The 25,082-nt window shown below is 69.9% G+C and carries 24 protein-coding genes; 9 read left to right on the top strand and 15 right to left on the bottom strand.

Translation table 11 applies throughout. The annotated features are described in order from the left end of the window. The first annotated feature begins 1 nt into the window (after window position 1). From QFW96_RS06160 to QFW96_RS06145, 4 genes are all read left to right on the top strand, one after another. Window positions 2-583 (top strand): DUF5825 family protein, encoded by a 582-nt coding sequence (locus tag QFW96_RS06160; RefSeq protein WP_281454548.1) that lies wholly within the window; start codon window positions 2-4, stop codon window positions 581-583. A 41-nt stretch (window positions 584-624) separates the two neighbouring features. Next, a complete protein-coding gene (locus QFW96_RS06155; protein ID WP_281454547.1) occupies window positions 625-1,845 on the top strand; it encodes an MFS transporter in 1,221 nt (406 codons plus the stop codon). A gap of 168 nt (window positions 1,846-2,013) precedes the next feature. Further along, a complete protein-coding gene (locus QFW96_RS06150; RefSeq protein WP_281454546.1) occupies window positions 2,014-4,188 on the top strand; it encodes a HAMP domain-containing protein in 2,175 nt (724 codons plus the stop codon). Further along, window positions 4,185-5,594 (top strand): mechanosensitive ion channel family protein, encoded by a 1,410-nt coding sequence (locus QFW96_RS06145; protein WP_281454545.1) that lies wholly within the window; start codon window positions 4,185-4,187, stop codon window positions 5,592-5,594. The genes QFW96_RS06150 and QFW96_RS06145 overlap by 4 nt, the downstream gene beginning before the upstream one ends. A 78-nt stretch (window positions 5,595-5,672) precedes the next feature. On the opposite strand, the gene QFW96_RS06140 is transcribed toward QFW96_RS06145, so the two are convergent. The 7 genes from QFW96_RS06140 to QFW96_RS06110 all read right to left on the bottom strand — a co-directional run bounded on the left by QFW96_RS06140 (window position 5,673) and on the right by QFW96_RS06110 (window position 12,872). Further along, window positions 5,673-6,590 (bottom strand): esterase/lipase family protein, encoded by a 918-nt coding sequence (locus QFW96_RS06140; protein ID WP_281454544.1) that lies wholly within the window; start codon window positions 6,588-6,590, stop codon window positions 5,673-5,675. Between the two features lie 135 nt (window positions 6,591-6,725). Next, a complete protein-coding gene (locus QFW96_RS06135) occupies window positions 6,726-7,151 on the bottom strand; it encodes an OsmC family protein (RefSeq protein ID WP_281454543.1) in 426 nt (141 codons plus the stop codon). Window positions 7,152-7,407: 256 nt separating this feature from the next. Then, on the bottom strand, window positions 7,408-8,643 hold the full coding sequence (locus QFW96_RS06130; protein ID WP_281454542.1) for a sensor domain-containing diguanylate cyclase: 1,236 nt from the start codon (window positions 8,641-8,643) through the stop codon (window positions 7,408-7,410). Window positions 8,644-8,740: 97 nt separating this feature from the next. Continuing rightward, window positions 8,741-9,097: a hypothetical protein gene (locus QFW96_RS06125; RefSeq protein WP_281454541.1), complete on the bottom strand. Its 357-nt coding sequence runs from the start codon at window positions 9,095-9,097 to the stop codon at window positions 8,741-8,743. Between the two features lie 280 nt (window positions 9,098-9,377). Continuing rightward, entirely contained in the window at window positions 9,378-10,715 is a 1,338-nt protein-coding gene (locus QFW96_RS06120) for an MFS transporter (RefSeq protein WP_281454540.1), read from the bottom strand. Window positions 10,716-10,740: 25 nt separating this feature from the next. Further along, the gene (locus tag QFW96_RS06115; RefSeq protein WP_281454539.1) at window positions 10,741-11,739 is read right to left on the bottom strand and encodes a PDR/VanB family oxidoreductase; all 999 of its coding nucleotides are present in this window, start codon (window positions 11,737-11,739) and stop codon (window positions 10,741-10,743) included. Then, window positions 11,739-12,872 carry an aromatic ring-hydroxylating dioxygenase subunit alpha gene (locus QFW96_RS06110; RefSeq protein WP_281454538.1) on the bottom strand — a complete coding sequence of 378 codons (1,134 nt, stop codon included), beginning with the start codon at window positions 12,870-12,872 and terminating at the stop codon, window positions 11,739-11,741. Before QFW96_RS06110 ends, QFW96_RS06115 begins: the two co-directional genes overlap by 1 nt. 111 nt (window positions 12,873-12,983) lie before the next feature. On the opposite strand from QFW96_RS06110, the gene QFW96_RS06105 reads away from it, so the two are divergent. Beyond that, entirely contained in the window at window positions 12,984-13,568 is a 585-nt protein-coding gene (locus tag QFW96_RS06105; protein ID WP_281454537.1) for a PadR family transcriptional regulator, read from the top strand. A gap of 47 nt (window positions 13,569-13,615) precedes the next feature. Here the strand turns inward: QFW96_RS06105 and QFW96_RS06100 are convergent, their stop codons facing one another. Next, on the bottom strand, window positions 13,616-14,698 hold the full coding sequence (locus tag QFW96_RS06100; RefSeq protein ID WP_281454536.1) for a tartrate dehydrogenase: 1,083 nt from the start codon (window positions 14,696-14,698) through the stop codon (window positions 13,616-13,618). A 134-nt stretch (window positions 14,699-14,832) separates the two neighbouring features. On the opposite strand from QFW96_RS06100, the gene QFW96_RS06095 reads away from it, so the two are divergent. Continuing rightward, the gene (locus tag QFW96_RS06095) at window positions 14,833-15,741 is read left to right on the top strand and encodes a LysR family transcriptional regulator (protein ID WP_281454535.1); all 909 of its coding nucleotides are present in this window, start codon (window positions 14,833-14,835) and stop codon (window positions 15,739-15,741) included. Here the strand turns inward: QFW96_RS06095 and QFW96_RS06090 are convergent. Next, the gene (locus tag QFW96_RS06090) at window positions 15,738-16,625 is read right to left on the bottom strand and encodes a LysR family transcriptional regulator (RefSeq protein WP_281454534.1); all 888 of its coding nucleotides are present in this window, start codon (window positions 16,623-16,625) and stop codon (window positions 15,738-15,740) included. The two genes, QFW96_RS06095 and QFW96_RS06090, sit on opposite strands and share 4 nt — an antisense overlap. Before the next feature lie 131 nt (window positions 16,626-16,756). On the opposite strand from QFW96_RS06090, the gene QFW96_RS06085 reads away from it, so the two are divergent. Continuing rightward, entirely contained in the window at window positions 16,757-18,142 is a 1,386-nt protein-coding gene (locus QFW96_RS06085) for a GntP family permease (RefSeq protein ID WP_281454533.1), read from the top strand. A gap of 61 nt (window positions 18,143-18,203) precedes the next feature. Here QFW96_RS06085 and QFW96_RS06080 read toward each other — a convergent pair whose 3' ends face one another. Both QFW96_RS06080 and QFW96_RS06075 read right to left on the bottom strand, forming a co-directional pair. Further along, window positions 18,204-18,848 carry an alpha-ketoglutarate-dependent dioxygenase AlkB family protein gene (locus tag QFW96_RS06080; protein ID WP_425524718.1) on the bottom strand — a complete coding sequence of 215 codons (645 nt, stop codon included), beginning with the start codon at window positions 18,846-18,848 and terminating at the stop codon, window positions 18,204-18,206. A gap of 32 nt (window positions 18,849-18,880) precedes the next feature. Next, window positions 18,881-19,417 carry a manganese efflux pump MntP gene (locus QFW96_RS06075; RefSeq protein ID WP_281454532.1) on the bottom strand — a complete coding sequence of 179 codons (537 nt, stop codon included), beginning with the start codon at window positions 19,415-19,417 and terminating at the stop codon, window positions 18,881-18,883. 401 nt (window positions 19,418-19,818) lie between these two features. Between QFW96_RS06075 and QFW96_RS06070 the strand changes: the two genes are divergently transcribed. Continuing rightward, window positions 19,819-20,172: a hypothetical protein gene (locus tag QFW96_RS06070; protein WP_281454531.1), complete on the top strand. Its 354-nt coding sequence runs from the start codon at window positions 19,819-19,821 to the stop codon at window positions 20,170-20,172. 51 nt (window positions 20,173-20,223) lie between these two features. Here the strand turns inward: QFW96_RS06070 and QFW96_RS06065 are convergent, their stop codons facing one another. Together QFW96_RS06065 and QFW96_RS06060 are read right to left on the bottom strand one after the other, a co-directional pair. Continuing rightward, the gene (locus QFW96_RS06065; RefSeq protein ID WP_281454530.1) at window positions 20,224-21,012 is read right to left on the bottom strand and encodes an SAM-dependent methyltransferase; all 789 of its coding nucleotides are present in this window, start codon (window positions 21,010-21,012) and stop codon (window positions 20,224-20,226) included. Window positions 21,013-21,110: 98 nt separating this feature from the next. Further along, complete coding sequence (locus QFW96_RS06060; RefSeq protein ID WP_281454529.1) at window positions 21,111-21,905, bottom strand: IclR family transcriptional regulator; 795 nt, start codon at window positions 21,903-21,905, stop codon at window positions 21,111-21,113. Window positions 21,906-22,067: 162 nt separating this feature from the next. Here QFW96_RS06060 and QFW96_RS06055 point away from each other — a divergent pair, with 162 nt between their 5' ends. Beyond that, window positions 22,068-23,243, top strand: coding sequence for a saccharopine dehydrogenase family protein (locus QFW96_RS06055; RefSeq protein ID WP_281454528.1), 1,176 nt, complete (start codon window positions 22,068-22,070; stop codon window positions 23,241-23,243). 136 nt (window positions 23,244-23,379) lie between these two features. Here QFW96_RS06055 and QFW96_RS06050 read toward each other — a convergent pair whose 3' ends face one another. Both QFW96_RS06050 and QFW96_RS06045 read right to left on the bottom strand, forming a co-directional pair. Continuing rightward, on the bottom strand, window positions 23,380-24,288 hold the full coding sequence (locus QFW96_RS06050; protein ID WP_281454527.1) for a glycoside hydrolase family protein: 909 nt from the start codon (window positions 24,286-24,288) through the stop codon (window positions 23,380-23,382). 402 nt (window positions 24,289-24,690) lie between these two features. Then, window positions 24,691-25,038, bottom strand: a complete 348-nt coding sequence (locus QFW96_RS06045) for an SAM-dependent methyltransferase (protein WP_281454526.1) — start codon at window positions 25,036-25,038, stop codon at window positions 24,691-24,693. Between the last annotated feature and the right edge of the window lie 44 nt (window positions 25,039-25,082).

Genomic DNA, 25,082 nt, shown 5'->3' with positions numbered 1-25,082 from the left:
GATGATCAAAGGCTACCTGCACCATCGGGGTCGTCCTGGCGTTGAACCTGTGTTGATTCAGCCGATTTCGGCTGCGGCGCCCGAGCAAGCACGATCATTGGTCACCAGGGGCATCCGGCGGGTAGTGGTCGCGGAGCCGGTCTGGCTGGCCGACGACACGGCGCGTCACACCCTTGATCTGCTTCGGGAACTGGCGGCTTGGGCGGTACGGGTCGAGTGGACGGTCGTCGAGGTCCCACCGGGGTGGAGGTCGTTCGCGCACCTCCCCCCACCGACGGGGACGAGCGCGGAGGTCGAGGAATGGGGCCGCACGTTCCACCCGGGCAAATGCGTCCTCCGGCAGGGACCTGGGTTCGTTCAGATACGTGATCGGCGATCCGGCGTGCTCGACTGCTACACCATTGACGAGCCCTACTTGCGAGAAGTCGTGCACAAGCTCGCCAGTGGAGTGGATCCGGATGAGTGCGACCCGGCTGCGGTCGCGCTTCTCGTTGAGAACGGCCTGTTGGTGGAGACCGGACGCCTCACGTGGTGGGCACCGGCGCGGCTGCGACGCTGGCCGGTACCGGCGATGGCCGTGTGATCGCGGTGGACTTCGGTGAGCCGTGTGGGAGGTCGGCCGGCATGGGGGCTTCGGTGGTGGGCGTTCGGAGCCGCGACTTCCGGCGATTGCTCGCGTCGTGGGGTGCGGCGTCGGTCGGCGACGGGGTGCTCACGGCGGCGTTGCCGTTGTTCAGCGCGGTGACCACGCGTGATCCGCTGTCGGTGTCGATCGTGGCGGTCGCCTCGGTGTTGCCCTGGCTGCTCGTGGCCCTGCCCGCCGGGGCTCTGGTCGATCGATGGTCGCCGCGGACGGCGTTCATCGTCAGCCTCGTGATCCGCGGTGGGCTGACGGTGTCGCTGAGCGCGCTGATCGCGGCGGGAAGTCCCGACGTCACAGCCTTGGCGGTGTGCGCGTTCCTGCTCAGCAGTGCCGAGACGTTCGCGGACTCGGCCGGTCAGACCCTGCTGGTGACGCTGGCCGGTCCGTCCGAACTGGAGCGTGCCAACGGGCGGGTGGTCAGCACCGAGACGGTCGGAGTGGAGATCGCGGGCCCGCTCGTGGCCGCCGGGCTCTTCGCGTGGAGACCGGAATTGTGCTTCCTGGCAGTGGGAATGGCGTTCATCATCGCCGGCGCGCTGGCGGCCACGGTCACCGTGAGTGCCGAGCGCCCGGTGAGCAGCAACATCACGGCGTTGCGCACCGAGGTCCTCGAAGGGGTCCGGTTCCTGGTGCGGCAGCCGACGTTGCGCGCGGTGGTGGGCGTTGTCGGACTGACCGCGTTCGTGACCAGCGGGGTCAACGCCGTGGCGTTCCTCCACGCGATCGAGTCGCTGCGGCTTCCGGAGGCATCGGTCGCCACCCTGCTCGTGTGCACCGCGGTCGGTGCCCTCGTCGCGGCGCCACTGGCCACCCGGGCGGCGCTGCGCTGGGGCGGCGGACCGGTGATGGTCGGTGCTCTGCTCATCCTGGCGGCGGGCATCGCCGTGCTGGGTACCGGAGGTTCCCCTTGGGTGGCCTGGCCGGCCTACCTGGTGATGGGTCTGGGTGCCGGGGCGTGGAACGTGTTGTCGTCCGCCAACCGTCAACGGCTGACGCCGCGTCCGCTGATGGGACGGGTGACCAGCGCACACCGGGTGCTGGCGTGGGGATTGATGCCCCTCGGCGCGGCACTCGCGGGCCCGGCGGCCGAGGCCACGTCGCTGCGCGCGGTCATCATCGGTGCCGCCGTCCTCGTCGGGGCGATCGCGGTGCTCGCAGCCCCACGACTGCTCGGACTGGGGCGAGTGGAAGACCAGGCATGAACCCGGGCGTGCCTTGAGGGGGAAGGCCCGGATTCGGTTGGAATTCCTGCGGTGGGGCGAATTCGGACCCGGTCGGGCGAAACCCGAATTGCTGTTCTTGAAGATCGATCCTAGCGTGGCGATTCCGTGGCAGCGGACGGCTGCGTTGATCGAACAGCAGGAGATGGTGTGGATCTGGGGCCCGACTCGTCCGCTGACAAGCCCGGCGCGAACAATTCCGATTCGCCGAAGTTGCGGAAGTCCTGGGTGTGGGGACGGCTGACGATTCAATCGCGGCTCCTCGTCATGCTGCTGTCGGCCAGCATCATCGCGGTGCTCGTCGCGGGCCTCGTCGGCTACGAGTCCGGCAGCAACGCGCTCAGCAAGGAGGCCTACGACCACATCATCACCGCGCGCGACGCCCGCGCGCGGCAAGCCGAGGCCCTCTTCGGCGACGTGCGCGAATCGCTCGCGGCCACCAGCGTCGCCGAGAGCACCCGGTCCGCGATGAGCGAGTTCGGCGCCGCGTTCGGCCAACTCGCCGACGCGCCCGTATCGCCTGCGGACCGCCAGAAGATCGAGCAGTACTACCGGCAGGACTTCGTCCCCCGCGTGCACGCCACCTCCGGCACCAACGTGACCGCCGAGAACCTCCTGCCGCGCTCGAACCAGCAGATCTACCTCCAGGCGCACTACCTCTCCACCGGCGACCAGGACGAGGCGCGGCAGCCCGCGATCACCGACGCGGGCGACGGCAGCGCGTGGTCGGCGGCGCACCGCCGGTACGGCGAGTACTTCCGGGCGCTGCAGCGCGAGCGCGGCTACGAGGACGTGATGCTGGTCGATCCGGGCGGCAACGTCGTCTACAGCGCCGACGGCGGAATCCAACTGGGCGCCAACCTGTTCGGCGACGCGTTCAACAAGACCGAGCTGTCCGAGGGCGTGCGCGACGTCTTCCGCTCGAACGCCGTCAACGAGGTGAAGCTGACCGACTTCGAGCAGTACATGCCGAAGATGGATCGCCCGGCCGCCTTCGGCATCACGCCCATCGGCGTCGGCGGGAAGCTGGTCGGCGCGATGGTCATCCAGCTCTCGGTGGAGCGGATCAACGAGGCGATGACGGCCGACGAGAACTGGGAGGGAACCGGGCTCGGTGAGACCGGGGAGGTCTACCTCGTCGGCGATGACGAACGCCTCCGCTCCACCTCCCGGCTTCTGGTCCAGGACCCGGAGGCCTACCGCACCGCCGCCAACAACCACGGCATGCCGCCCGGGATCGTCGACGAGATCGTCGCGCAGCGGGACCCCATCCTGGCCCAGGAGGTCGACTCGGACTCCATCCGGGACGGCCTCAACGGCGGCACCGGTATCGCGGAGGAGGACAACTACCTCGGTGACACGGTGCTGACCAACTACGCGCCGCTCGCCGACCCCGACCTGAACTGGGCCGTCGTCGGCCAGATGCACAAGTCCGAGGCGCTCGCGCCGGTCCGGTCGTTCACCCGCAACATCGGCCTGGTCGCCCTGCTGCTCGTGGTGCTGGTGACCGTGGCGTCGATGATGATCGCCCGCGCGTTCACCCGACCCATCACGAGACTGCTCGCCGGGGCGGAACGGCTCAGCAGCGGCGACCTCGACACGCGAATACCGGTGCGCAGCCGGGACGAGTTCGGTGATCTCACGGTCGCGTTCAACACGATGGGTGATCGGCTCCGGGCCAAGCAGGACCAGCTCGACGAGATCAACGAGGAGAACGACCGGTTGCTGACGAACGTGATGCCGGAACCGGTGGCCGAGCGCTACCGCGCGGGCGAGGACGACATCACGACGGAGAGCGACGACGCGTGCGTCATCGTGGCCGCGTTCACCGGACCCGACGAAGCCGACTGGCCGGGTGAGGCCGCCGAGCGGCGAGAGCGGTTGAACGAGCTGGTGCGCAGCGTCGAGGACGCGGCCGAGACGGCGGGCGTGGAACTCGTGCACGTCTCGCAGCTCAGGTTCATCGCGAGCTGCGGCCTCGTGGTCCCGCGCGTCGACACCGCGCAGCGCACCCTCGACTTCGCGACCGAACTCCTCCGCATCATCGCGGGATTCCACGCGCGGTACGCCCAGCGGCTCGTCGTCGAGGCAGGCATCGACACCGGCTCGCTCGCCGGCGGCCTGGTCGGCCGCCGCACCGGCTACGACGTGTGGGGTGAGGCGCTGGACTCCGCTCGGCGCGTGGCCCGGGCGTCGGGGGAACCGGGGATCTACGTCAGCAGCGCGGTCCGCGCCCGCGTGCGGGACAGCTTCGACTTCGCGGAGGTCGTCGCGGACGTCGACGGGCAGCCCGTGTGGCGTCTGGACGAAGGGCCTCGCCGATGACCGGGCAGCCGTGGTTCGGGTGGTACATCGTCGTGATCATCGCGCTGCCGGTGGTGACCGTGGCGCTGACCGAGCTGCACGGAGTGCTGGTGCGGCGCGGCAACCCGCTGGCGAAACCGCTGCAGCTGCTGCGCACCTACATCGTGCCGGGCGTCGCGATCCTGATCCTGCTCGGCCTCGCGTCCGGGCGGGTCAGCGTCACGGAGGGCTCGAACTGGGTGCGCATCGTCGCCACCGCGCTCGGGGTCCTCATCCTGCAGTTCGTGCTCTCGGCGCTGAACGCGATGTTGTTCGTCAACGCCACGCAGGGCTCGTGGCGACGGCGCTTGCCGACCATCTTCATCGAGCTCGGTCGGGTGCTGCTCGTCGCCATCGGGGTGGCCGTGCTGCTGGCGTGGATCTGGGGCGCCGACATCGGGGGCCTGTTCGCGGCGCTCGGCGTCACCTCGATCGTGCTCGGCCTGGCGTTGCAGGACGCGGTCGGCGGCGTCATCTCGGGTCTGCTGCTGCTGTTCGAGCAACCGTTCGCGATCGGCGACTGGCTCGAGGTCGACGGTGAGGTCGGACAGGTCGTCCAGGTGAACTGGCGGGCGGTGCACCTGCAGACGTTCACCGGGACCCGGATCATCCCGAACTCCTCGCTGTCGAAGGCCTCCTTCGCCAACCACAGCCAGCCACCGGGCTCGTTCTACCTGATGGTCACCCTGGCGTTCAGCGAGAGCGACCCGCCGCAGAAGGTGATCCGGACCCTCACCGAGACGGCCGCGGACATCAGCCCCGAGCTGCACGCCGGAGCGCCGAAGACCATTCCGCTGTCCCCGCCGACGTCCTTCTCGCACACGCCGCTGATGAACTACTGCGTCATGGTCCCGATGAAGGACTTCGCCGACCACTGGGGCGTGCGCACCGAGCTGCGCACTCGGGCCTGGTACGCGGCTCGCCGCGCGGGCCTGGCCTTCAACGGGGTCCGCGCGCAGCTCGCCGACGACGTGGACGAAGCGGCGGCCGCGCTGCGCCGGTTCGCGCCCCGGCTGCACATCGAGCCGGAGCAGGCGCCCGAGCTCGCGAGCAGGATGCGCGTCGAGCGCTACGCGGCCGGCGAGATCGTCCTCCGCGCCGGCCGCGTCCCGTCGGTGCTGTCGCTCGTGGTCGAGGGAGAAGCCTCGGCGACGATCGCTTCGGGCGCGGAGTCGATGCGGACGCTGCGCGAAGGCGACTACCTCGGGCACGGCGCGGTCACCCGCACCGCCGCGGTCGTCACGATCACCGCGACGACCGAGCTGACGCTGCTGGCCATCCCGTGCGACATGCTCGACGAACTGGTCCGCGACAAACCGACGGTCACCCGCGAGATCGGCCAGCAGATCGAGCAGTGGAACCGCGAAGCCGCCAACCAGCTCGCGTGATCATCCACCTCGACGGCAGGCGGTGAAGTCCTCCTGGCCCCGCCGTCCCACCGATCAGTGGGACGGCGGGCCGGGCCGTCACCGGTCCTTGTCGGTGATGGCTCGCCAGGCGAGGGCTACCGGGGAGCGGCCTTCCGTCGTGTCGGTGGGGTTCCCGCCGTTGTGGACGTGGCGGAGGTTGAAGTGGTGGTCGCCGCCGGTCTCGGTGCGGATCGTGCCGTGGGTGACCTTGAGCTGGTTGCCGCCGAGGTAGAGGTACTTGTGGTTGGCGCGGTAGTCGATGTCGATGGCGGATTCGCCCTTGACGGTCTCGTCCTCGTTGGAACCGGCGAAGCTCCAGTCGACGCTCTGGGCCCACGGTTCGCTGAGCCGGTTCTCCGGCAGGTGCAGCACGCGCATGAATTCCGAGTCCGGGAGCATGGACTTCCATTGCGTGTCGTCGGGACCTGAGTGGCTCACGCCCTGGTGCGGGGTTCCGAGGGTGACCACGTCGTCGACGTTGAGGTCCGCCGGGCTGCCGTCGGCGTCCTTCGGGAAGCCGTCCCAGCCCTGCGCGGTGCCCAGCAGCGCGACCCGGGTGACGAGACCGCCCATCGAGTGCGCGACGATGTCGATCTTCTCGCCGTCGTGGCTCGCTAGCTGGTGGGCGAACGCTGCGGCGACGTGCTTGATGCGGGTGTCGCGGGTGCCGTCGTTGTTGCCGTCGTTGCTGATGTCGGGGTAGTTGACGCCGTCGCGGCAGTTCTTCGACTCGTAGTCGCCGTCGTAGTAGCGCAGCAGGTACAGCTTGCTCGGCTGCATGCCCTGCTCGTCGGCGAAGTAGTCGACGGCGTTGCCCCAGGTCTCGTCGCAGTCCTTCGGACCGCCCCAGCCGTGCACGAAGTAGACCGGATTCTGGTCCGCGGCAGCGGGTTGCGCGGCGGAGGTGCCGGTCAGCGTCGCGCCGATGATCCCGGCGACGACGGTGATGATGGCCGAACGCGTCGTGCGTTTCATGATCCCCAGTCCTTCTCTCATCGGCGACGAATCACGTCGAGGAATTGATCGGGATGCTAGGGCACATCTCCGCCGGCCGCGTGCGCTTCGCGCAGATTCCCGGCCCACCCGTGCACGGTGCTCAGCGCCGGGGCGTCAGGTGAGCGAGGCGGTGAGGGAGATCGTGGTACCGGTGAGCGCCTGGCTGACCGGGCAGTTGGCCTTGGCGTCCTCGGCCGCGGCGCGGAAGGCGTCCTCGTCGATCCCCGGGATCTGGGCCTCGACGGTGAGGTGGATGCCGGTGATGCCCGCACCCGGCTTGAAGGTCACCTCGGCCTTCGTGTTGAGCTCGGTAGGCGGCGTGCCCGCCTGGGTGAGGCCGTTCGACAACGCCATCGAGTAGCAGCTGGAGTGGGCCGCGGCGATGAGCTCCTCGGGGCTGGTCTTGCCGTTCGGGTCCTCCGCGCGCGACGGCCAGGACACCGCGTACTGGCCGACCTGCGAGGAGTCCAGGGACACCGTCCCGGAACCCTCCATGAGCGTGCCCTTCCAAACGGTGTGTGCGCTGCGCGTGGTGCTCATTCATGTCCTCCCTGGTGGAATTGGTGCGGTCGGGCCTGCTGGGGCGCGGGACCGTCCCCCAGCATCCGCTCAAGCCCACCGTTCCGCACGCCGTCTCCCGGTGCCGGGGTTGGTGGTGCTGTGGGGCTCGTGCGTGGGCTGGGGACAGTTTCTCCCAGAATCATCCGAGTGATCCACAGCGAATCGCGGGCGATTCCGGGAAGAACCGTCCCCTGGTGCTCCGAGCGCTCCACCTGAACCAGGTCGCGGAGGGTCGTCAGCGGGTGGCGGTCTTGCGGGCGTACATGTCGACGTCGGCGTCGTGGAGGAGATCGGCGGCCGGAGTCGTGGTGTCGGCCGTGCTGGCGAGGCCGACGCTGGCGCTGAGCTCGACCACCTCACCGGAGATGACGACGTCGGTGCGCAGCTGCTCGGAGAGGTCGTCGCGGAACGTCCTGGCCGTGGCGAGGTCCGGGGCGCGGGAGACCACCACGAACTCGTCGCCGCCGAGGCGGGCCACGGTGTCCCCGGGCTGGACGGCGCGCAGGAGGCGGTCGGCCGTGGTGACGATCAACTGGTCGCCCGAGGCGTGGCCGAATCGGTCGTTGACGGGCTTGAGCCGGTCGAGGTCGGCGACGAGCACCATCACGATGCCGCCGTGCAAGGGGAGCGCGGCGAGCTCGTGGTTGATCCGGTCCATCAGCAGCGCCCGGTTGGCGAGGCCGGTCAGCGGGTCGTGCAGCGCCATGTGCGCGATGTGGCTGTCGCGGAGCTGCTCGTCGCCGATCGTCTCGTACTGGGCGACGACGTAGGCGGGCTGGTCGTCGGCGCCGCGGACGACGTTGAACCGGATGAGGATCCAGATCGGGTAGCCGCCCTTGTGGCGGTAGCGCTTCTCCACGCTGACGGCGTCGCCGCTGCTTTCCGCCAGCTGCGCGATGACGTCGATCTCGGAGGTGTCGTTCGGGTAGGTGAGGTCCGAGGCGTGCATGGACCGCATCTCCTCGGCGGTGTAGCCGAGCATGTCGCACAGCGCCGCGTTGACCTCGATCCAGTGCCCGGAGAGGTCGAGCGTGGCCATGCCGATCGGGGCGTTGTTGAAGGTGCCGCGCCAGCGCCGCTCGGCCGTGCGGCGCTCGGTGATGTCGTGGTACTGGGCGAAGACGAAGCTCGGCTTGCCGTCCTCGTCGCGGATGAGCGCGTAGCTGATCAGGACCCAGATGACGGCGCCGTCGGCCCGGATGCCGCGCCGCTCCTCGTTCCGCGTGTCCGTCCCGGAGGCGATCATCCCGGCGAAGAGCTCGTGGTCCAGCGGCGGGTCGTCGGGGTGGGTGAAGTCGTGCGAGGGGCGTCCGATCACCTCCTGCAGCTCGTAGCCGAGGAGGCGGCAGGCCACCGGGTTGGCGTAGATGATGCGGGCGTGCAGGTCGAGCGCCACGACCGGTGCGGCGGCCTGGTGCAAGATCATCTGCCACGTCACGCCGAAGGGCATGGCGGAGTCCGGCGATGCCACCGAACAACGATAACCGCGACATGGTTGAACCCGCAGCGAACCTCGCGGTCGAGTGAGGCCCGGTCGAGCGTCGTCGTGACGCTCCGTGGAAGTGGGGTCAGGACGGCGCGCTGGTGAGGTTCAGCGCGACCCAGCCCGCGCAGATGATGAGGGCGATGAGGGACAGGGCGATCCCGACCTTCGCCGTCGTGAGGTTGGAGGCCTTGCCCACGTGCGCCCTCCGGACGCCGATCACGCCCAGCACGACGCCGATGATCCCGCCGAAGAACATCGTGGGCCAGGTGACCGGACCGTTGAGGGGAAGGACGTTGATCGCGTCGAAGAAGGCGGTCATCGGGAAGAGCGCCGCGACGCAGGCCGCGATCCCCACGACGAGCGCGGCGACCCCGATGCAGTTCCCGGACTTCCGGCCGGTCGGCACATCGTGCGCGGTGGACGACAACGCTTCACTCATGCCCGCGAGGCTAGAACCTCCTCCCGCAGGCCACCCCCGATTCGCCGAATCCAGCCCGAAACGTCTTCCTCGTGTCGAAAACCCCCGTTTTCACGCGACGAAAACCGCGGTTTTTGACGAGTGAAAACCGGGGTTTTCGACACGGGAATGTGGCCTCTAGGGATGTAATGGGTTCAGGGGCGAATGAAATTGATGGGGGAAGTGCTGGTTGCGGGATGTGGGAAGCGCCCGTTGACCTGCGCTGGGAGGCGGGGCAGCGGGCGCTTCGCCGTGTCGGTTGTCAGTGGGGTTGCGTTGCCGTGGTCGCGGTCGCCGGGGTGGATTCCGGGTCGTGCTTGCGGAGGGCCACCAGGGCGATGGCGCCGAGGGCGACGACGACCGCGGCGCCGGTGTAGAGCTGGGTGGCGGAGGCGCCGGCGTCCTTGAGGAGACCAGCGATCGTCGGGGAGAGGATGGCGCCGATGCGGCCCGTGCCCAGGGCCCAGCCCATGCCGACGCTGCGGACGTGCGAGGGGTACAGCGGCGGCCCGACGGTGTAGGCGCCGGCGATGCAGCCGTTGATCAGCGCGCCGACCAGGACGCCGATGCCGAACCCTAGCCACAGGATGGAGGTGCTCAGGATGAACACGACCATCATCGCCGCCGACAGCAGCGAGAACCCGATCAGCACCACGCGCGGTGGCCGGAACCGGGCGAACAGCCCGTAGAGCACCGACCCGACGGTGCCGCCGATCGAGATCGCCATCCCGGCGGTGACGGCGGCGCTCTTGGACAGTCCCTCCTCGCTGAGCAGGGTCGGCGTCCAGCTGTTGACGAAGTAGAAGCCGAACATGATGGTGATGAACACGATCCACAGCAGGACCGTGGGCGCGAGCAGCTGCTTCAGCCAGCCCGAACCGGACTTCTCCGCGTCGGAACGGCCGGAGCCCTGACCGAGTTCGCCCTCCTCGACCGAATCCAGCCCCATGCGGCCCAGAATCCGGTTGATGCGCTCCAGAGCCCCCTTCGGGCGGCGTTGTTCGAGGAACGCGACCGACTCGGGCAGCAGCACGGCGATGACGATCAGCGCGAGCAGCGTCCCGACACCACCGGCGTAGAACACGGTCCGCCAGTCGCCGCCGACCGCGCTCTTGGCGACCAGGCTCGCGAGGGTCGCGCCGATGCCGTACCCGGCGGTGTAGATGCCGATGGCCAGGCCGCGGTTGCGGGTGTTGGAGAACTCGCTGGCGATCACGTTGGTGCTGGCCAGGATTCCGCCGACGCCGATGCCGGTGATGAGCCGGAAGGCGCCCATCACGAGCACCGAGGGCGCCATCGCGGCGCCGAACATGCCGACCGTGCCCAGCAGGAGGCTGATCAGGATCAGCGGGCGGCGTCCGATGAGGTCGGCGAAGGGCGCCAGCAGCATCGACCCCACGGCCATGCCGATGAGACCGACCGAGACCAGGAGTCCGAACTCGGAGCCGCTGAGGCCGAACTCCTCGGTGACCGAGGGGCCGGTGAAGGCGACCGCCATGACGTCGAAACCGTCGAGGCAGTTCATGAAGGTGCACAGCGCGACGATCAGCCACTGGTAGGCGGACATGGGCGCCGCGCCGATGCGGGCCGTGAGGTTCATGGGGACATCCAGGGGGTGAGGGGGATCAGGTGAGGTGGAGGGTGAGGGACGCGCGGTCGCCGCCGTCGGCCACCGCGCGCGAGACGCACAGGCACAGGGAGTTCGAGCGCTGCTTCTGCGCTTCGCTGAGGAACACGTCGCGGTGGTCGACGGTGCCGTCGACGTCGACGATCTTGGCCAGGCACAGCCCGCACTCGCCCTTGCGGCAGTCCGAGAGCGTCTCGACCCCGGCGGCGGTGAGGGCTTCGAGGATGGAGGCGTCGCGCGGGACGGTGACCTCGCGGTCGTGCTGGGGGAGCCGGACCACGAAGTCCTCGGCGTCGAAACGTCCGCTGGAGCCGAAGGTTTCGAACCGCAGGCTGGTCGGCGGCAGCGCGTGCTCGGTCCAGCTGGAGCGGATCGCGTCCATCAGCCCGATGGGTCCGCACATGTAGAGCTCGGTGGTGTCGGCGTTCGGCGCCGAGGCGATCTCGCCGACCAGGTCCGGTACCGACAGCGGAGTTCCCTCGTCGTCGACGTGCACCCGGACCCGCTCGCCGTGCTCGGCGCGCAGCTCGTCGACGTAGGCCATGACCCGGCGGCTGCGCCCGACGAGCACCAGCTCGTAGTCGGCGCCGCGGCGGCGCAGGGCCGAGGCCATCGCGACCAGCGCGGTGACGCCGATGCCGCCGGCGACCAGGACGTAGCGCCCGGCGCCGACCGATAGCGGGAAGCTCTGCACCGGGCCGGTCACGGTGAGCTCCTCGCCGACGGCCAGCGCGTGCATGGCCTCCGAGCCGCCGCGCGAGGCGGGGGAGAGCTGCACGCTCAGCGTCAGCCGGCGGCCCCCGTCCTCGGAGCGGACCACCGAGTAGGAGCGGACCTGCCTGCCGCCGCGGATCGGCAGCTCGACGTCGACGTGCGTGCCGGGGGAGGCGGGCTCGGGGTGGTCGACCTCCAGCACGATCCGGCGGACGCCGTCGGCCACGTGCTCGGCCTCGACGACCCGTCCGCGCTGCCGGTGGGACCGGGTGAGGGCCGCCATCAGACACCTCGCGCGGGGGACGGGGCCGCTGCGGGGCGTCCTTCGGCGGCGAGCATGCGCTCCAGGATCTGGCGGACCCACATTCCTCCGGCGTCGATGTTGAGGCTGTAGAACTCGTGGTCCGGGTTGGCGTCGATGGCGCGCTGCTGCGCGCGCAGCATGTCCTCGTCCTCGCCGAACACCCCGTGCACGCCCTGCCGGAGCTGGGTGGTGATGGTCTGGCTGTCCAGGCGGTAGTTGCGCATGAACGCCCAGAAGTAGTGGCAGGTGCGGTGGGTCTCGGGCGTGATCGTGTTCATGACGAAGCCGTTGACGCCGTGGCTGCGGTCGCCCTCGGGCGCGCCGGTGCCCGCTTTGGCGACGCCGACGTCGATGCAGATCGTGCCGGGTGCCTGGAAGGTGATGGTCTGCCAGCGGTCGACCTTGCCCTCGAAACCGGGGAACTTGTCGCGCATGTTCTTGAGCCAGAACGGCGGCGCGTCGATGTCGCGCATCCAGCGGGTGACGGTGACGGTGTCGCCGTCGTGGCTCACGTCGAACTCGGACTCGGAGAGCTCCTCCTGGCCGATGCTGGAGGAGTGCACGAACTCCTCGTGGGTGAGGTCCATGAGGTTGTCGAGCACCAGCTGGTAGTTGCAGTCGGCGTGGATGGTCTCGCCGTCGCCCGCCCAGTCCGGGTCGTCCATCTGGTGCATGTCGGGCACGGTCGCCGGGTCGGCGAGGTCGGGGTCGCCGACCCACACCCAGACGTAGCGGTAGCGCTCGACGACGGGGTAGGACGGCACGGCCGCGCTCGGGTTGATCGTCTCCTGCGCGGGCATGGCGGTGCAGCGGCCGGTCGAGTTGTAGCGCAGGCCGTGGTACGGGCACTGCAGCTCGTTGCCGAGGACCTTGCCCTGCGACAGCGGTGCGAGCCGGTGCCAGCAGGCGTCGGCGAGCGCGACGGCCCGGCCTTCGGCGTTGCGCCACAGCGCGAGCGGCACCCCGGCGACGGTGCGCGCCAGCGGCTGCTTGCCGGTGACCTCGTGGTCCCAGGCCGCCACGTACCAGGCGTTGCGGGGGTGGTTGAAGATCTTGGCCGCGGCGGTGGTCGGAGCGGAGACGTCCACCCGCGGCGTTGCGGTGAGGCTCATGGCCCAACTCCCTATGAAGAGAGGTATCTGTAGCGTGGGCCACAAGGTAACTATGGATATAGTGAGTTGGCAAGGGTGAGATAGCGTGACCGATCAAGGAGGGAGGTCGTCTTGTCGCTGCGCTACGCGCTGATCGCGCTGCTCACCGGTCGCCCGATGACCGGCTACGACATCTCGAAGAGCTTCAGCCGCTCGGTCGCCCACGTCTGGCACGCCCCGGACTCGCAGATCTACCCGGCGCTGAACCGGATGGAGCGCGACGGGCTGCTCACCTCGGTCGAGGTCCCCTGGGGCAAGAAGGGGACGAAGAAGGAGTACCACGTCACCGACGCGGGCCTGAAGGAGTTCCGGGAGTGGATGGAGTCGCCGCTGGTCCCGCAGTGGCAGCGCGACCCCGCCTACCTCAAGGCCGCCTACTTCGACTTCGCCGACCCCGACGCGGTCCGCGAGCAGCTGAACCAGCAGAAGGCCTACTGGGAAGAGCACCTGGCGATGCTGGAGGACACCCGCGCGACCCTGGTCGACCGCACCCACCCCACCCTGGCGGCCCGGCTGGCGAAGCTCGACGAGCGCGCCGCGGAACTCACCGTCCGCTACAAGGTCTACGCCTACGACGGCCTCATCGCCCACGCCCGCACCGAACTCGCCTGGATCGAGGACGGTTTCACCCTCCTCGACGAGCTGCACGACGCGTGAGCGGGCGTTGAGCCCGAATCGGCTTCGGGCTCAACGCTCCTCGAGGGTCAGGCGCGGGAGGTGCGGATCGACTCGGCGATGGCCGCGCCGACGCCGGCGGTGTCACCGGTGCCGCCCATGTCCGGGGTCAGGGCCGCGGCGCCCCGTCCGACGACGTCCTCGATCGCGGTCATCACGACCGCCGCGGCGTCGTGCTCGCCGAGGTGGTCGAGCATCATCGAGGCGCACCAGATCTGGCCGATCGGGTTGGCGACGCCCTTGCCCGCGATGTCGGGTGCCGAGCCGTGGACCGGCTCGAACAGGCTCGGGAAGTTCTTCTCCGGGTTGATGTTCGCGCTGGGTGCGATCCCGATCGTGCCGGTGCAGGCCGGACCGAGGTCGGAGAGGATGTCGCCGAAGAGGTTGGAGGCGACCACGACGTCGAACCAGTCGGGGTGCATCACGAAGTTCGCGGCGAGGATGTCGATGTGGAACTTGTCGACCTCGACCTGCGGGTGGTCGGCGGCCATGTTCTGGACGCGTTCGTCCCAGTAGGGCATCGAGATCGAGATGCCGTTGCTCTTGGTGGCCGAGGTGAGCTTCCGGCGCGGGCGGTTCTGGGCGAGTTCGAAGGCGTACTTGAGGATCCGGTCGACACCGATGCGCGTCATCATCGTTTCCTGCACGACGGTTTCGCGGTCGGTGCCTTCGAAGATCTTGCCGCCGATGCTGGAGTACTCGCCTTCGGTGTTCTCCCGCACGACCAGGAAGTCGACCTCGCCCGGTTCTCGCCCGGCCAGCGGGCTGGACACGCCCTTGAGCAGCTTGACCGGCCGCAGCGAGACGTACTGGTCGAAGCGGCGGCGGAACTGCAGCAGGCTCTCCCACAGCGAGATGTGGTCGGGCACCACCTCGGGCCAGCCGACGGCGCCGAAGAACAGGGCGTCGAAACCGCTGAGCTGCTCGAACCAGTCCTCGGGCATCATCCGGCCGTGGGCGAGGTAGTGGTCGACGCTGGCGAAGTCGAACTCGACCAGCTCGAAGCGCGTTCCGAAGACCTCCGAGACCGCGTTGAGCACGCGAACCCCTTCCGGCACCACTTCCTTGCCGATGCCGTCGCCGGGAATCACCGCAATCCGATGCGTGGCCATGACCGTCCTTCGAGTCGGGGTTGCCGGGGAGGCGAGCCACGGGCTTCGCCGCCGGCGATTAGCGTAGGAAGCAGGAAAGGCGCGGTGAAGGCGCCGACGGGCACGACATCGTTTCCTCAGGCGCAAGGAGTGGCATGGAGCTCCCGGAACTCGACGACCTGCAGTTCTTCGACGGGATCGCCCGGGCCACGACCCTGACCGGATCGGCGCGCCAGTGGGGCGTGAACGTCTCCACGGTCAGCAAGCGGCTCGCCCGCCTGGAACGGCGGCTGGGGGTGCAGCTGGTCAACCGCAGCACGCGCCGCTTGAGCCTCACCGCCGAGGGCCGGCGCTACGCCGAGGGTGCCGGTCGGCTGCTCGGCCAGATCGCCGACCTGGAGGACGACATCGGGGAGCAGCGCGCGGGACTGCGCGGCAGGATCTCGGTGCACTCGTCGATCGGTCTGGGGCGCGCGCACATCGCACCGCTGCTGGGGGAGTTGGCCGCGGCGCACTCCGATCTCGAGGTGGACCTGGAGCTGTCGCACCTCCCGGTGCACGTCGCCGGGACCCCGTACGACTTCGCCGTGCGCGTCGGCCGGTTGCCCGACTCCCGGCTGCACGCTCGGTTGCTGCACGCCAACCGGCGCGTGGTGTGCGCGGCACCGGGATACCTGGAGCGCCGCGGTGAGCCGCGCACCCTCCCGGATCTCGCCGAGCACGACTGCATCGTGATCCGGGAGAACGACACCGACTTCATGAACTGGCGTTTCGGCGAGGAAGGTGATCAGGCGGTGCGCGTGGCGGGGGCGATGGTTAGCAACGACGGCGACGTCGCCACGGAGTGGTGCCTGGCCGGGCGCGGCATGGTGATGCGCTCGCTCTGGCAGGTGGCGCCGTTGCTGCGGGACGGGCGCCTGGTGCAGGTGCTGCCCGAGATCCCGTCGCCCCGCGCCGACATCTACGCGTTGAGCCGACCCGTCCAGGCGCTTCCCCGCCGTGCGAGGGAAGCGATCGAGCACCTGCGCCGGGGGCTCGCGACCCGGCTCCCTGAGATCGACTAGGAGCGCGCCCACTCCCGGCCGACGTCGAGCAGGGCCGCTGTGGCGGGGCCGGGCCTGGAGTCGGTGGTCAGCAACCCGACGTGCAGCGATTCGTCGGTGTCGAGGGAGCGCACGGTCAGCCCGGCGGAGTGGGCGAGCGGGCGCCACGAGTCGGCCACGACCGCGATGCCCACCCCGGCCAGGACCAGCGGCAGCAGTGCTTCGCGGTGTTCGATCTCCACGGCGATCCGGCATCGGGTCTGGGACAGGATCGCGTCGGCGACGCGGCGCATCCCGGTGCCCGGTTGCCCGATCACCAGCGGGAGCTCGCCGAGATCGGAGGGCCGCACCGGGTCGTCGCCGGGCGGCAGCTCGGTGGGGTCGCGAGCCACCAGCAGGTAGGACTGCACTTCCAGCAGTTCGAATCGGAAGCCGCTGTCCCGCAACGGTTCGTTGGGCACCGCCACCACCCCGACCTCGGCGTGACCGCGCCGCACGGCATCGGCGACGTCGCCCGCCTTGGCCGCGGTGGACACCCCGATCTCCACCTCGGGGTAGCGGTCGCGGAACCGGCGGATCAGCGAGGCGAGCGGGCTCACCGCCTGCGACGGCATCGACGAGACCAGGAGCCTCCCACCGCGAAGTCCGTCGACCGCCTCGACCGTCTCCCGGGCCACGTGGAGCGATCGCACGAGATCTCGCGCGGGCCCGATCAGCGCGCGGCCCGCGGCCGTGAGCACGAGGCGCCTGCCGGTGCGGTGGAACAGTTCCGCGGACAGTTCCCGTTCCAGGCCGCGCAGCGCCTGCGACACGGAGGGTTGTGCGACGAAGAGCTGCTCGGCCGCGCGGTGCACGCTGCCGGTGTCGACCACGGCCAGGAAGTAGCGCATCTGCCGGACGTCCAACGCGCACCTCCACCAGCTCGGATAAGCGCAACCTATCAGCAGGTCAGGAAACCGGTCTTGGACGTCGAGCAGGCGGCGTGGGTGGACTGAGCGGAATCGGCCTGGTCCTCGACCGTTGAACGGAGACAGCGTTGTCCCACGATTTCCTGTTGTTGGTGACCACGGCGGTGGCGATCGTCGGCATCGTCCTGCTCATCACCTGGGCCAAGATCCCGCCCGTCTTCGCCCTGCTGCTGGGCACGCTGTTCCTCGGTGTCACGACCGATGTCGGGTTCGCCGGTACTCCGGAGGCCGTCACGAGCGGGTTCGCCGACGTGCTGGGAGACATCGGTGTGCTGATCACCTTCGGGGTCATCACCGGTGCGCTGCTGACGGTCACCGACACCATGCAACGGCTGGTCGAGGCGATGCTGCGGATCTTCGGCGAGCGGAGCCTGCCCTACATCATCGCCGTCGCGCTGAGCTCGCTGTTCACGTCGATCTACTCGGACGTGCTCCTGGTGCTGTCGGCTCCGCTGGCGCGCAGGCTCGGCTCCGGGCTCGGGCCGCGTGGCATCGCCCTGATGGGCGGTGCGCTCACGGCGGGGATCGAGGTGGGTCTGGTCTTCGTGGCACCTGGCGTAGCGGCCGTGGCGGTCGCCGGGGTGCTCGGCGTCCCGCTCGGGCAGATGTTCCTCTGCGGACTGCTCGTCGGCGTGCCCACCGCCGTGCTGACCACCTTGGTCTTCCGCCTCGCTCTGCCCCGGCTGATCCGGTGGGACCCCGCGCAGGACGAAGTCGAAACAGCCGCCGCTGCGGATTCCGGGGACCGGAGCGAGACCGGATCGGGACAGCCGGTCGCCGCGGCGGTCGCCTCGCCCGCGGTGACCAAGCAGCTCCCGCTGACGCTGGCGATCTCGCCGGTGCTGCTCTCGCTGGTCCTGATCGCCGGGGGAGCGCTGGCCTCGGGCCTGGGCGTGGACCACGACGTCATCGGGTTCGTCACCGACCCCGTGGTGGCGATCTCCTTCGGTGCCTTCCTCGCGTTCGTGCTGGCCGGTCGGGTGCGCAGCCGGCAGGAGATCGGTGCAGCCGTGGGCGGGGCGCTGACGAGCTGCGGCCCGATCCTCATCCTCAGCGGGATCAGCGGTTCGCTCGGCGCGGTGATCGAGAAGTCCGGGCTCGCGGACGTGTTGGGTTCGGCCTTCTCCTCCGGATTCCTCCCACCGCTGCTGCTGGTGTGGCTCGTCGCCGCGGTGCTGCACATCGCGCTGGGGTCGATCTCGGTCTCGGCGATCACCGCCGCCGGAATCCTCGCCCCGATCGCCGGAAGCCTCGGCGTCCCGGTGGTGCTCGTCGCACTGGCCGCCGGTTCGGGCGCGCTGTTCCTGCCGCACGTCAGCAGCAACTTCTTCTGGATGTTCCAGTCGCTGCTCGGTCTCAGCACCCGAGGCACCTTCAAGACCCACACGGTCGCCATGTCCCTGGCCTCGCTCATCTCGCTCCCCATCGTCCTCGTCCTCGGAGTCGTGGCGTGAGGCTCGATCCCGGAGGCGGCGCTCGGCCGGGAAGACATGCGACGCGCTCGGTCCCCCGGCGTCAGGACATGCCGGATTCGCGCAGGGTGATGTTGAGCCGGCCGCCGCTCATGCCCAGATCCGGATCGGCGCTGCCGGGAAGGGTTCTCGGCACGCCGTGGTAGGCCATCCGCGACGGGCCGCCGAAGACGAACAGATCGCCCGAGCGCAGGGCGACGTCGGTGTAGGGCTGCTTGCGGTTCTCGGTGTTGCCGAAGCGGAACACGCACTCGTCACCCAGGCTCAGCGACACCACCGGGCCGCGGCTGAGCTCGTCGCGGTCCTGGTGCATGCCCATGCGCGCGTCGGCGTCGTAGAAGTTCACCAGCGCGATGTCCGGGTCGTAGGGCCGGGCCTCGGGCAGCGTCTCGGCGACGGCCCGCCTGCCCAGGTCCGCCAGCCAGTCCGGCAGCGGCTTGACCGGCGAACCGTCACCGTCGTCGACCGTCCGGGAGTAGCGGTACGGGTACCAGTGCCAGCCCAGGCACACCGTGCGCACCGACATCCGCCCACCGCTGGGCAACCGCGCCGAGCGCAGCCCCGCAGGCGGCCGGGCCCACTCCCGGCACGCCTGCACCAGGCGCCGCTGCCACTCCGGCGACAGCCACCCGGGGACGTGCACCGCCCCCGGGGCGATCTCGGCGCGCGGACGCGGGAACAGCTCCATCAGCGGTGATGGTACCGCCGCGCCTGACCGGGTCAGGACGTCACGAAGGGCAGCACGATCGCGGCGGTGACGAGCGAGATGCCGCTGAGCAGGTCGGCCCGGACGGGGATCAGGCGCGCCGCGTAGCGCCCGATGCACATCCCCGCCAGCGACATGACCGCGGTGATGGCACCGAAGGTGACCGCCGACATCACCGGGGAGAAGCCGAGGATCCCCAGCCCGGTGCCCGCGAGCAGGTTGTCCACGCTCAACGTCAGCGGCATCCCGAACAGCGTCACCCACGGCTGGTCGATCTCCTCCGGCTCGGGATTGCGGATCGCCCCGATCAGCAGGTAGAGGCCGTAGGCGCCCAGCAGCACCGGCCCCAGGTAGTCGGCGACCTCGCCCGTCGACTCCCCGACGAAGTGCCCGACGAACCCGCCGATCAGCGGAGCCACGGTGTCCCAGATGCCGAACACGACGGCGATCTGCACCGCGCGCCGGAACTTGAACGGAATAGTTCCGATCGCGATGGACGAGCGGAAGTTGTCCAGGCTGAGGAAGAAACCGAGGGCGATGATCTCGAACATGCGGGCACCATTCAGGAGGAGGATTCGGGCCATCGAGCTGCTCGCGGTCCCGGGGGATTCGTCGATGAAGCGGGTGGATGACCCGTTTGGAATTCCTGCGGTGGCAGACGAGTCTAAGCACCGGAAACCCTTCTCCGGAAGGATCTTCCGCTGAGCCGGTCATGCGCACCGCTCCCGCGCGGAAAGCTACCGCTCAGGCCGGATCCCTACCGGTGGGCATTTCCCGAGGGCGTTCTCCGCCGATCCGAACCGCAATTCGAGAAGGGGGAAGTGCCGTTCGTCCGCACCGCGATACCGCTCGTGCCGGACGGGCGATCCGTCGGTTCCCGGAGTCTTGAACGCCGCGCCGGGGACCGACATTCTGTGCGACCGCAGTCCGACGACGGAAGGAGGCAGAACCCATGCGGGAGGAAACGAGGACCCGCAGCGCCAAGGACGCGGTCACGTTCCGCAACACGCCCGCCGGTCTCCGCTACACCGCGCTGGAATCGGTGCAGCGCGGGATGATCTGCTATCACAACGGTCTCTACGACCGGCCGGTCGGCTACGACTGGGCGGCGGGCGCGGCCAACCCGATGACCGCTGCCCTGGGCGCGGCGCTGCACGACCTGTGGGTCGCCGACCTGATCGACATCGACACCCGCAGCAACCTGTTCGCCCCGCGCGGCCACCGCGTGGTGCTCACCGCGAAGGGACGCCAGGCGTTGAGCTGGTGGCCGTTCCCCGAACCCGCCAAGCAGGCGGCGCGCAGGTGAGCCCGGTCCGACCGCGACGCGTCCGCAGCGGAACGCCCGAGGGGGACCTGGTCAGGACTTGATCCCGACCGCCGCCCAGATCTTGGAGCGCTCGGGTTCGGCGAGCCTCTCGTGCGGCTCCGCCCGCCACTCCGAGCAGTACACGGCGCCCGGTTCGACGATGTCGAAGCCGGTGAACAGCTCAGCGGCCCGGGAGCGCGGCCGGTAGGTGACCGGGGCGCTGGTCTCGTCGAAGATCGCCTCGACCCGGCGCATCTGCTCCGGCAGGTCCTCGTCGGTGAGGTGGCTGATCACCAGCGCGCTGCCGGGCACGAGCACTCGCCGGTACCGGTCGAGCAGGTCCGCGACGTCGTCGCCGACCCAGTGCAGCACCGAGGCCATGACGAGCGCGACGGGTTCCGAGAAGTCCAGCAGCTCCGCCGTCGCCGGAGCGGTGAGCACGGCATCGGGGTCGCGCAGGTCCGCCTCGATGATCGCGGTGTTCGGCTGGTCCTGCAGCAGCCGGCGGGTCTGCGCGGCCGCGACCGGCTCGTTGTCCACGTAGACCACGCGAGCCCGCGGGTTCATCTCGTGCGCGGCCTCGTGCACGTTGCCCACGGTCGGCACCCCCGACCCGAGGTCGAGGAACCGGGTGATGCCCCGGTCCAGGCAGAACCGCACCGCACGACGCAGGAAAGCCCGGTTGGAGCGCACCACGGTCCGGGAGTCGGGGTCGACCTCCAGCAGCTGGTGGAAGGCTTCCCGGTCGGCGGCGAAGTTGTGGTGCCCGCCCAGGCCGTAGTCGTAGATCCGCGCCGGGTTCGGCAACGAGACGTCCACCTCGTGCGACGACGACCCCAAGACCTTCTCCCTCCGAGAGCACCGGTGCGGGCGACGATGCTACGCAAGGGACGACTCGGCGCGGTGTGCTCCGACGGGGTGAAAGTGCGGGTCGCCCGCTACTCGTCCTCGCCCTGGTCGAGGACCCGGCGGCCGAGGCCCGGGGCGACCCGGCGGGCGGTGTTGCGGATCTGCTCGGCGATGGCGTCGAGGCGATCCTCGGTGAGGCGGATCGTGGGCCCCTGGACGGCGATGGCGGCCACGGCCGTGCCGTCGCGCAGCACCGGGACGGCGATCGCGCGGACGCCGGGATTGCGCTCCTCGTCGTTGAGGGCCCAGCCGCGTTCGCGCACGAGCTCCAGCTCGTCCTTGAGCTTGGTGCGCTGGGTGATCGTGCGTTCGGTGACGCGGGTGAGGTCGCCGAGGCTGTCGACCTGCTCCTCGATCTCGCCGACGAAGGCCAGCAGGCACTTGCCCATCGCCGACACGTGCAGCGGCACCGTCGTCCCGGAGGGCTGGTCGAAGCGCAGCGGTTGCGGCGAGGGCACGTGCAGCGCGACGTGGACGTCGTTGCCGGTCCGGATGCCCAGGTTGATCGACTCGCCGGTGGCCGCGGACAGCTCGCGCAGCATCGGCAGCGCCTGGTCGTAGCCCAGTCGCGCCGCTGCCTTCTCGCCGAGGGCGACCAGCGTCGGCCCGAGCTGGTAGCGCTCGGTGATCGGGTCCTGGGCGAGCAGGCCGCTGTAGGTGAGGGTCCGGGCCAGGCGGTGGGCCGTGCTGAGGGTGAGCCCGGTCTGGCGGGCCAGCTCGGTGACGCCGAGAGGGTCTTCGCTGTCCTCGATGGCGCGCAGCACGGTCAGTGCCCGTTCGACGGCCTGCGCTCCGGTCCTGCTCGGATTCGACGACTCACTCACGCCGGGAATCCTCGCACACGCGCCCGAGCAGGGCGCCGCCACGCTGGTCGCCGGGGGTGTCAGCGCAAGATCGTCCGAGGTGGCCTCGGGGGAGCGAGGAGCGGGGATCATCCGGCAGGATCAGGCGGTGCAGTCTGATCGTCGCTCGACCCGGAGGAGCCCATGACCGAGCGCGCCTACGACATCGTCCTGTTCGGTGCCACCGGATTCACCGGTGGTCTGACCGCGGAGTACCTGGTGCGGAACCTGCCGGCGGGGGCGAGGTGGGCGCTGGTCGGGCGCAGCGAAGGCAAGCTGCGGGCCGTGCGCGACCGGCTCACCGGGGCCCACCCGGACGCCGTCGAGCCCGGACTGCTGGTGGCCGACGCGTCCGATGCGGACTCGTTGCGCGAGGTCGCCGAGTCGGCGCGGGTCGTGATCACGACCGTCGGGCCGTACCTGGAGCACGGTGAACCGCTGGTCGCCGCCTGCGCCTCCGCCGGCACCGACTACGTCGACCTCACCGGGGAACCCGAGTTCGTCGACCGGATGTACCTGGCCCACCACGCCACGGCCGAGAAGACCGGGGCGCGGCTCGTGCACGCCTGCGGGTTCGACTCCATCCCGCACGACCTGGGCGCGCTGTTCACCGTCGGGCAGCTGCCCGACGACGTGCCGGTGACCGTGCGCGGGGTGGTGCGCAGCAACGCGACGCTGTCCGGTGGCACCTTCCACTCCGCGCTCGGGCAGTTCGCGCGGGCCAAGCAGATGCGCCAGGCCATGATCGAGCGCAAGCGCGTCGAGCCGCGACCGGAGGGACGCCGCGCGCGGGCCCGGTCGGACAAGCCGCGACGCGACGCCGACCTGGGGTTCTGGCTGGTCCCGCTGCCCACGATCGACCCGTTCGTCGTGCAGCGCTCCGCGGCCGCGCGCGCCGACTACGGCCCGAAGTTCACCTACTCGCACTTCGCGGGCGTGAAGAACCCGGCCACGATCGCCGTCGCGGGTCTCGGGCTCGGAGCCCTGTTCGGCGCGGCGCAGATCGCGCCGCTGCGACGCCTGATCGCCTCGCGCCTCCCGCAGGGCGAAGGTCCTTCGCCGCAGCGCCGCGCCCGCTCCTGGTTCACCGTGGACTTCATCGGCGAGGCCGGCGGCCGCACCGTGCACACCCGCGTCAGCGGCGGCGACCCCGGCTACGGCGAGACCTCCAAGATGCTCGCCGAATCGGCCCTGTGCCTCGCCTTCGACGACAACCCGACCACCGCGGGTCAGGTCACCACCGCCACGGCGATGGGCGACAACCTCATCCCGCGCCTGGTCAACGCGGGCCTCTCCTTCGACGTCATCAGCTCGAAGTGACCCCCGACCAGGGGTGACCCGATTTCAATGGAAGTCGGGTCCCCGATTTCCATTGAAATCGGCGACGTGGTGGGGGGTGGGGGAAGTTTTCATGAAAACTTCCCCCACCCCCCAAAAAAGGCCACGGGACGGTTCGTCACCAGTGCAGCGGTGCCAGGTGCAGTCCGCCCTGGCCCCAGCCCGCGCTGGTGATGGCGGTGGTGCCGTCGGGTTCGGTGATGACCTCGGCGGCGTGGGCGTCGATCCGCCCGACCTGGGAGTCGGGTGAGAAGTGGAAGGGGTTGGCGCTGCGGTACACGCGGGTGTCCCGGTAGCCGGAGTCGCAGCAGACGAACAGGTACCAGCCGTCGGAACGCCGCACCACGAACGGGGATTCGGTGGGCCCGCCGACATCACCCGTGCGCGGGTGCTCGAAGGCGACGTGCTTGCCGCTCCAGTTCCGCAGGTCCGTGCTGACCCGGTAGGCGACCTCGTGGTTGCCGCCCTCGGGCGTGCTGGTGGCCGTGTAGTACAGGACCCACAGCGGCCCGACCCGGGTGACCATCGGGTCCCGGGCGTCGAATCCGTCGGTGAACAGCGGGTTCGCGTCGCTGCGCGTCCAGTGCCACAGGTCCGTGGAGGTCGCCAGGTGCATGCGGTAAGCCGCGTGGTCCGGGGTGCCCGCCGCGTAGAACAGGTGGTAGACGCCGTCGACGAGCACCACGTGGGGCGCCCAGATGTGACTCTCGCCGGCTTCCGGGTCTGCGGTGAGCGCGAAGGGCTGCTTCGTCCACGGGCCGCGCGGTGAGGGGGCGGTGGCGTGCCCGAAGTGCTTCTCGTCCAACGGGTTCGCCGGTTCGGCGTGGGTGATGGCGAAGACGTGCCACACACCGGTGCTCTCGTCGCGGATCAGCGTGTGGTCGTTGTAGTACCACTGCTCGTCCTCGCCGACCGACGGGTCGTAGACGTGGACGAACTCCCCGGCCGACACCGACTCCTCGCCGGAGGCCGTGCCGGGTGCGGCGAGCTGGAGCACGACGAGCAGCGCCATCACCGAGCGGATCATCGCCGACCCCCACCTCGCCGAAACCGGAACCTCCTCCCGGTATACGCCGGTGATCACCCGGGCCAACAGCGGTGGAACGGGTGAAACCGGTCAGACCCGGCGGTATTCCACGTCGGTGACGTGGGCAGGGCGGCCGCGTTGCCGGACGCGATCAACACCACGACGACCTCTCCTCGTGTCGAAACCCCCGGTTTTCACGCGACGAAAACCGCGGTTTTCGACACGACGTTCGTTGCGGGTTTTGACAGTGCGCGGGTTGTCGGGTCAGAGCTCGGGCTGGGTGTGATGCATCAGGGGATGCGGGCGACGGCGCCGTAGCCGAGGGGAGCGGCGACGTCGGAGGCCTCCGAGGGGTCGTCGCTGCGCCACTCGGGTAGGTGACCAGGCCGGGTTCGACGAGCGTCAGGCCCTCGAACCAGGGCAGGATCTCGGCGTGATCGCGCGGGTAGACCGGCTCGCCGGCGTCGGCGTAGGCCGCGCGCGCGTCGGCGCCCTCGGCGATCTGGTGCGTGTGTTGCCGGCGGTGGGGATGCCCGATCCCAGGTCGAGGAACTGCCGGACGCCCTGGTCGAGGCAGTGCTGCACGACGCGGCGCAGGAAGTTGCGGTTCAGCCTGGTCATGTTCGGCACGCTCGGAGCGATGGCCTTGACCTGCTCGGCGAACTCCCGGTCGGCGGCGAAGTTGCTGTGCCCGCCCGGGAAGTAGTCGTAGGCGCGGGCGGCACTCGGCTGAGTCGTGTCCAGAGACATCCCGGGACGCTCCCACGAGGACGGGCCAGCAGGCCAGCCCACGA

It is taken from the genome of Saccharopolyspora ipomoeae, from assembly GCF_029952525.1.
GTDB lineage: Bacteria > Actinomycetota > Actinomycetes > Mycobacteriales > Pseudonocardiaceae > Saccharopolyspora > Saccharopolyspora ipomoeae.
Note: the sequence above shows the minus strand (reverse complement) of the source record. Positions and strands in the feature narration are given on the sequence as shown.

Excerpts from the sequence above, each read along its gene's own strand:
- QFW96_RS06160 (WP_281454548.1), top strand. The coding sequence starts at position 2 with ATGATCAAAGGCTACCTGCACCATCGGGGTCGTCCTGGCGTTGAACCT.
- QFW96_RS06155 (WP_281454547.1), top strand. The coding sequence starts at position 625 with ATGGGGGCTTCGGTGGTGGGCGTTCGGAGCCGCGACTTCCGGCGATTG.
- QFW96_RS06145 (WP_281454545.1), top strand. The coding sequence starts at position 4,185 with ATGACCGGGCAGCCGTGGTTCGGGTGGTACATCGTCGTGATCATCGCG.
- QFW96_RS06140 (WP_281454544.1), bottom strand. The coding sequence starts at position 6,590 with ATGAAACGCACGACGCGTTCGGCCATCATCACCGTCGTCGCCGGGATC.
- QFW96_RS06135 (WP_281454543.1), bottom strand. The coding sequence starts at position 7,151 with ATGAGCACCACGCGCAGCGCACACACCGTTTGGAAGGGCACGCTCATG.
- QFW96_RS06125 (WP_281454541.1), bottom strand. The coding sequence starts at position 9,097 with ATGAGTGAAGCGTTGTCGTCCACCGCGCACGATGTGCCGACCGGCCGG.
- QFW96_RS06120 (WP_281454540.1), bottom strand. The coding sequence starts at position 10,715 with ATGAACCTCACGGCCCGCATCGGCGCGGCGCCCATGTCCGCCTACCAG.
- QFW96_RS06115 (WP_281454539.1), bottom strand. The coding sequence starts at position 11,739 with ATGGCGGCCCTCACCCGGTCCCACCGGCAGCGCGGACGGGTCGTCGAG.
- QFW96_RS06110 (WP_281454538.1), bottom strand. The coding sequence starts at position 12,872 with ATGAGCCTCACCGCAACGCCGCGGGTGGACGTCTCCGCTCCGACCACC.
- QFW96_RS06100 (WP_281454536.1), bottom strand. The coding sequence starts at position 14,698 with ATGGCCACGCATCGGATTGCGGTGATTCCCGGCGACGGCATCGGCAAG.
- QFW96_RS06095 (WP_281454535.1), top strand. The coding sequence starts at position 14,833 with ATGGAGCTCCCGGAACTCGACGACCTGCAGTTCTTCGACGGGATCGCC.
- QFW96_RS06080 (WP_425524718.1), bottom strand. The coding sequence starts at position 18,848 with ATGGAGCTGTTCCCGCGTCCGCGCGCCGAGATCGCCCCGGGGGCGGTG.
- QFW96_RS06075 (WP_281454532.1), bottom strand. The coding sequence starts at position 19,417 with ATGTTCGAGATCATCGCCCTCGGTTTCTTCCTCAGCCTGGACAACTTC.
- QFW96_RS06070 (WP_281454531.1), top strand. The coding sequence starts at position 19,819 with ATGCGGGAGGAAACGAGGACCCGCAGCGCCAAGGACGCGGTCACGTTC.
- QFW96_RS06055 (WP_281454528.1), top strand. The coding sequence starts at position 22,068 with ATGACCGAGCGCGCCTACGACATCGTCCTGTTCGGTGCCACCGGATTC.
- QFW96_RS06050 (WP_281454527.1), bottom strand. The coding sequence starts at position 24,288 with ATGATCCGCTCGGTGATGGCGCTGCTCGTCGTGCTCCAGCTCGCCGCA.
- QFW96_RS06045 (WP_281454526.1), bottom strand. The coding sequence starts at position 25,038 with ATGTCTCTGGACACGACTCAGCCGAGTGCCGCCCGCGCCTACGACTAC.